3 protein-coding genes are annotated in these 6619 nt (G+C 58.9%); 2 read left to right on the top strand and 1 reads right to left on the bottom strand.

Annotated features, from left to right (window positions below; all coding sequences use genetic code 11):
* Positions 1-164: 164 nt before the first annotated feature.
* Complete coding sequence (gene iclR / locus ACOTX2_RS23375) at positions 165-992, bottom strand: glyoxylate bypass operon transcriptional repressor IclR (protein WP_074136400.1); 828 nt, start codon at positions 990-992, stop codon at positions 165-167.
* A gap of 193 nt (positions 993-1185) precedes the next feature.
* Between iclR and metH the strand changes: the two genes are divergently transcribed.
* Together metH and ACOTX2_RS23365 are read left to right on the top strand one after the other, a co-directional pair.
* The gene (gene metH / locus ACOTX2_RS23370) at positions 1186-4869 is read left to right on the top strand and encodes a methionine synthase (protein ID WP_063148454.1); all 3684 of its coding nucleotides are present in this window, start codon (positions 1186-1188) and stop codon (positions 4867-4869) included.
* A 116-nt stretch (positions 4870-4985) separates the two neighbouring features.
* Positions 4986-6617: a Na/Pi cotransporter family protein gene (locus ACOTX2_RS23365; RefSeq protein WP_022646722.1), complete on the top strand. Its 1632-nt coding sequence runs from the start codon at positions 4986-4988 to the stop codon at positions 6615-6617.
* The last annotated feature ends 2 nt before the right edge of the window (positions 6618-6619 follow it).

Genomic DNA, 6619 nt, shown 5'->3' with positions numbered 1-6619 from the left:
AGGAACATAAAGTGAACGGAATGACCACCACCGCCGTATGTTCCCCTCACCCTAACCCTCTCCCCGGAGGGGCGAGGGGATTGCTCAGTGCTCGCATTAATTTGTGGAAAACCCTCAGCCCTGTGGGAGAGGGCCGGGGTGAGGGCACCAGACCGCTCTCAATCCTAGCGAATCCCACCATACGCCAGCGTCACCTCTTTTGCGGCCTTAATCACCAGCGCACCCAGCTCGGTGACGCGGTCGTCGGTCATACGTGAAATCGGCCCGGAGATGGAGATGGCGGCAAACGGCTCGCGGTGTTCGTCGAAAATACAGGACGCGAGGCAGCGCAGCCCGAGGGCATGTTCTTCGTCATCAAACGAATAGCCGCGCTTGCGGGTCAGAGCCAGATCTTCTTTCAGATGCACCGGCGACACCAGGGTGGCGTGGGTGTAGGCGTGCAGACCTTTACGGTGCAGCAGACCCGTCACCTGCTCTTCGCTAAGCTGCGAGAGAAACGCTTTCCCTGCGCCAGAGGCATGCATCGGCAGCTTGCCGCCTATCGGCGCGGACATGCGCATCAGCTGCGTGCACTGCACCTGGTCGATGATAATCGCCTGATGGTCGCTCTGGTCCAGCACCGCGAGATTTACCGTCTCGCCGGAATCTTCCATCAGCTTGCGCAGAATCGGGTGGACAATCGCCAGCAGGTTGCGGCTTTGCAGGAAGCTGCTGCCGACAATAAACGCATGCGCCCCCACCGCCCAGTGCCCCAGCTCGCCCACCTGACGCACGAAGCCCAGCTGCTGCATGGTGGTCAGCAGACGGTGCGTGGTGGAGTTCGGCAGGCCAGCCTGCTGCGCCAGCTCTGTCAGGGCCACGCTACCATGCGATTCGGCTATCCATTCCAGCAGCTTCAGGCCGCGCGTCAGGGATTGAACCTGTCCGCCAGGTTGTGCAGCGGTGGTTGCAGCAGGTTTTCTGCCGCGTTTAGCGGGAACGGTCGTAACCATGACGAACTCCTTTTTCTGTATCGTGGAAATCATTTTCGTTTTATTTGGTGGTTTTGCAACCGCTTTCCTGACTGATCGGAGGAGTGATAGTGAACATGTCTCATGTTACCGCTGTGTGACTTTTCGACCCTTAGAGATTATGCCAGTATGGAACGCAGCCTTTTGGCCATGTTGAACGTTGTCGGGAGCAAGTGTGAGCAGCAAAGTAGAGCAACTGCGTGCGCAGTTAAATGAACGAATTCTGGTGCTGGACGGCGGCATGGGCACCATGATCCAGGGCTATCGTCTGAGTGAAGACGATTTCCGCGGCGAGCGCTTTGCCGACTGGCCTTGTGACCTGAAAGGAAACAATGACCTGCTGGTGTTGAGCAAACCCTCTGTCATCAGGGATATCCACAACGCCTACTTCGAAGCGGGTGCGGATATTGTAGAAACCAACACCTTCAACTCGACAACCATCGCCATGGCGGATTACCAGATGGAACCCCTGTCGGCGGAGATCAACTTTGAAGCGGCGAAACTGGCGCGCGCCTGCGCCGACGAGTGGACGGCCCGCACGCCGGACAAGCCGCGCTATGTTGCCGGGGTGCTGGGCCCGACCAACCGCACCGCGTCGATTTCTCCGGACGTGAACGATCCAGCCTTCCGCAATATCACCTTTGACCAACTGGTGGCCGCGTATCGTGAGTCCACTAAAGCGCTGGTGGAAGGCGGTTCCGACCTGATCCTGATTGAAACCGTATTCGACACCCTCAACGCCAAAGCCGCAATTTACGCGGTGAAAGAGGAGTTCGAGGCGCTGGGCGTTGACCTGCCGATCATGATTTCCGGCACCATCACCGATGCCTCGGGGCGCACGCTTTCCGGCCAGACAACCGAAGCGTTTTATAACTCTCTGCGCCATGCCGAAGCGCTCTCCTTCGGCCTGAACTGCGCGCTGGGGCCGGACGAGCTGCGCCAGTACGTGCAGGAGCTTTCGCGCATCGCAGAGTGCTACGTCACCGCCCACCCGAACGCCGGTCTGCCGAATGCATTCGGTGAGTACGATCTGGATGCCGACACCATGGCGGCGCAAATCCGCGAGTGGGCCGAATCTGGCTTCCTCAACATCGTCGGCGGCTGCTGCGGCACCACGCCGGAGCATATCGCCGCCATGAGCCGCGCCGTCGCCGGGCTTGCACCGCGCAAGTTACCCGAGCTTCCGGTAGCCTGCCGTCTGTCCGGCCTTGAGCCGTTGACCATCGGCGACGACAGCCTGTTTGTGAACGTGGGTGAACGTACTAACGTTACCGGTTCTGCGAAGTTCAAGCGCCTGATCAAAGAAGAGAAGTACAGCGAAGCGCTGGATGTAGCTCGCCAGCAGGTAGAAAGCGGGGCGCAGATCATCGATATCAACATGGACGAGGGGATGCTCGACGCCGAAGCGGCGATGGTGCGCTTCCTCAACCTGATTGCCGGCGAGCCGGACATCGCCCGCGTGCCGATCATGATTGACTCCTCCAAATGGGACGTCATCGAAAAGGGGCTGAAGTGCATTCAGGGCAAAGGCATCGTTAACTCCATCTCAATGAAAGAGGGCGTCGATACCTTTATCCACCACGCGAAGCTGGTGCGTCGCTACGGGGCCGCCGTGGTGGTGATGGCCTTCGATGAAGTGGGCCAGGCCGATACCCGCGAGCGCAAAATTGAGATTTGCCGCCGGGCGTACAAAATTTTGACCGAAGAGGTGGGCTTCCCGCCGGAAGACATTATTTTCGACCCGAACATCTTTGCTGTCGCAACCGGCATTGAAGAGCACAACAACTACGCCCAGGACTTTATCGGCGCGTGTGAAGACATCAAACGCGAGCTACCGCATGCGCTAATTTCCGGCGGCGTGTCGAACGTCTCGTTCTCGTTCCGCGGCAACGACCCGGTGCGTGAGGCCATCCACGCCGTGTTCCTCTACTATGCCATCCGCAACGGGATGGACATGGGGATCGTTAACGCCGGACAGCTGGCGATTTACGACGACCTGCCCGCAGAACTACGCGACGCAGTAGAAGATGTGATCCTCAACCGTCGTGACGACGCCACTGAACGCATGCTGGATCTGGCGGAAAAATACCGCGGCAGTAAAGCTGACGAATCAGCCAACGTTCAGCAGGCCGAATGGCGTTCCTGGGATGTGAGAAAGCGTCTGGAATACTCGCTGGTAAAAGGCATTACTGAGTTCATTGAGCAGGATACCGAGGAAGCGCGTCAGCAGGCAGCCCGTCCGATTGAAGTGATCGAAGGGCCGCTGATGGACGGCATGAACGTGGTCGGCGATCTGTTCGGCGAGGGCAAAATGTTCCTGCCGCAGGTGGTGAAATCCGCCCGCGTCATGAAGCAGGCCGTGGCTTATCTTGAGCCGTTTATCGAAGCCAGCAAAGAGAAGGGCTCCAGTAACGGTAAGATGGTCATTGCCACCGTGAAGGGCGACGTGCACGACATCGGCAAAAACATTGTCGGCGTGGTACTGCAATGCAATAACTACGAAATTATCGATCTTGGCGTGATGGTCCCGGCGGATAAAATCCTCAGGACCGCTCGCGAAGTGAATGCGGATCTGATTGGTCTTTCCGGGCTGATTACGCCGTCGCTGGACGAAATGGTCAACGTGGCAAAAGAGATGGAGCGCCAGGGCTTCACTATTCCGCTGCTGATTGGCGGGGCAACCACCTCGAAAGCCCACACCGCAGTGAAAATTGAGCAGAACTACAGTGGGCCGACGGTGTATGTCCAAAACGCCTCGCGCACCGTGGGCGTGGTCTCCGCGCTGCTGTCTGACACCCAGCGCGATGACTTTGTCGCCCGCACCCGCAAAGAGTATGAAACCGTCCGCATTCAGCATGGACGTAAGAAACCGCGCACGCCGCCGGTTTCGCTTCAGGCGGCACGCGATAACGATCTGGCGTTCGACTGGTCCAGCTATACGCCGCCGGTCGCGCACCGTCTGGGCGTGCAGGAGGTGACGGCCAGCATCGAAACGCTGCGTAACTACATCGACTGGACGCCATTCTTCATGACCTGGTCGCTGGCGGGCAAATATCCGCGCATTCTTGAAGATGAGGTAGTAGGCGAAGAGGCGAAACGCCTGTTTAAAGATGCCAACGATATGCTCGACAGACTGAGCGCAGAGAAAGTCCTCAACCCGCGCGGCGTGGTGGGGCTGTTCCCGGCGAACCGCGTGGGCGACGATGTTGAAATTTACCGCGATGAAACCCGCACCCATGTGCTGGCCGTGAGCCACCATCTGCGCCAGCAAACCGAGAAAGTGGGCTTTGCCAACTACTGCCTGGCGGATTTCGTCGCACCGAAACTCTCCGGTAAAGCCGACTATATCGGTGCCTTTGCGGTGACCGGCGGTCTGGAAGAAGACGCGCTGGCGGACGCGTACGACGCACAGCACGATGATTACAACAAAATCATGGTGAAAGCGATTGCCGATCGCCTGGCGGAAGCCTTTGCCGAGTATCTGCATGAGCGCGTACGTAAGGTGCACTGGGGCTACGCGGCGAATGAGAATCTCAGCAACGAGGAGCTGATCCGCGAAAACTACCAGGGCATTCGTCCGGCGCCGGGGTATCCGGCCTGCCCGGAACACACCGAGAAGGGCACTATCTGGAAACTGCTCGACGTGGAAGCGCATACCGGCATGAAACTTACCGAGTCGTTCGCCATGTGGCCGGGCGCGTCCGTTTCCGGCTGGTATTTCAGCCACCCGGACAGCAAGTACTTCGCCGTGGCACAGCTTCAGCGGGATCAGATTGAAGACTACGCCCTGCGAAAAGGCATGAGCGTGTCAGAGGTGGAACGCTGGCTGGCGCCGAATTTAGGCTACGACGCAGACTAACGTCACTTTTCCTTACAACAAACAGGGCACCGCTATGGTGCCTTGTCTCTTTCTTACGTTTAAACCCTTATACTGAACCTAAGGAAAATGAATAACGATAAGGAGGAAAACCCACTGTGTTGACGTTGTTACACCTGCTCTCCGCAGTCGCACTGCTGGTATGGGGCACCCATATCGTTCGTACCGGCGTGATGCGCGTGTTTGGCGCACGTTTACGTACCGTTCTCAGCGGCAGCGTTGAGAAGAAGCCGCTCGCCTTCTGTGCGGGTATTGGCGTCACGGCGCTGGTGCAAAGCAGCAACGCCACCACCATGCTCGTCACCTCGTTCGTGGCGCAGGATCTGGTGGCGCTCGCCCCGGCGCTGGTGATTGTCCTGGGCGCCGACGTCGGTACCGCGCTGATGGCACGTATCCTGACCTTCGATCTCTCCTGGCTGTCGCCGCTGCTGATTTTTATTGGCGTCATTTTCTTCCTCGGTCGTAAGCAAAGCCGTGCCGGGCAGCTTGGCCGCGTCGGTATTGGCCTCGGGCTGATCCTGCTGGCGCTGGAGCTGATTGTGCAGGCTGTCACGCCGATCACCCAGGCCAACGGTGTGCAGGTCATTTTCGCCTCGTTAACCGGCGATATTATGCTGGATGCGCTGATCGGCGCGGTGTTTGCCATTGTCAGCTACTCCAGCCTGGCAGCGGTCCTCCTGACGGCGACCTTAACCGCTGCGGGCGCGATCTCTTTCCCGGTGGCGCTATGCCTGGTCATCGGTGCGAATCTTGGCTCTGGCCTGCTGGCGATGCTTAACAACAGCGCAGCCAATGCTGCCGCCCGCCGGGTGGCGCTGGGGAGTTTGCTCTTCAAGCTGGTGGGTAGCCTGATCATTCTGCCGTTTGTGCACCCGCTGGCGAACCTGATGGACAACCTCTCTCTGCCGAAAGCGGAGCTGGTGATCTACTTTCACGTCTTCTACAACCTGGTGCGCTGTCTGGCGATGGTGCCGTTTGCCGCGCCGATGGCCCGCTTCTGCGAGCGGCTTATTCGTGATGAACCGGAGCTGGACGCGCGCCTTAAACCGAAGCATCTGGACACCTCGGTGCTGGACACGCCCGCGCTGGCCATCGCGAATGCCGCCCGCGAAACGCTGCGCATGGGTGACGCGATGGAAACCATGCTGGAAGGGTTGCAAAAGGTGATGCACGGCGAGCCGCGCGAAGAAAAAGAGCTGCGCAGGCTGGCGGACGATATCAACGTGCTGTATACCGCCATTAAGCTCTATCTGGCACGGATCCCCCAGGACGAGCTGGCGGAAGAGGAGTCGCGCCGCTGGGCGGAAATCATTGAGATGTCGCTTAACCTGGAGCAGGCTTCGGATATTGTCGAGCGTATGGGCAGTGAAATCGCAGACAAATCCCTGGCCGCACGTCGGGCGTTTTCTGTCGAAGGGCTGAAGGAGCTGGAAGCGCTGCACGAACAGCTGGTCAGCAACCTGAAGCTGGCGATGTCGGTCTTCTTCTCCAGCGACGTGCCGAGCGCGCGCCGCCTGCGCCGCAACAAGCACCGTTTCCGCATCCTCAACCGGCGCTACTCGCACGCCCACGTTGAGCGTCTGCACCAGCAGAACGTGCAGAGTATCGAAACCAGCTCGCTCCACCTGGGGCTGCTGGGAGATATGAAGCGTCTTAACTCATTGTTCTGTGCGGTGGCATACAGCGTGATGGAGCAGCCGGATGAAGACGATGAGCGGGATGAGTATTAATC

The organism is Enterobacter cloacae complex sp. IR5412, assembly GCF_049237385.1.
In the GTDB taxonomy this organism is placed as follows: Bacteria; Pseudomonadota; Gammaproteobacteria; order Enterobacterales; family Enterobacteriaceae; genus Enterobacter; species Enterobacter intestinihominis.
The sequence above is the reverse complement of the archived record's forward strand: the minus strand, read 5'-3'. Positions and strand labels throughout refer to the sequence as shown.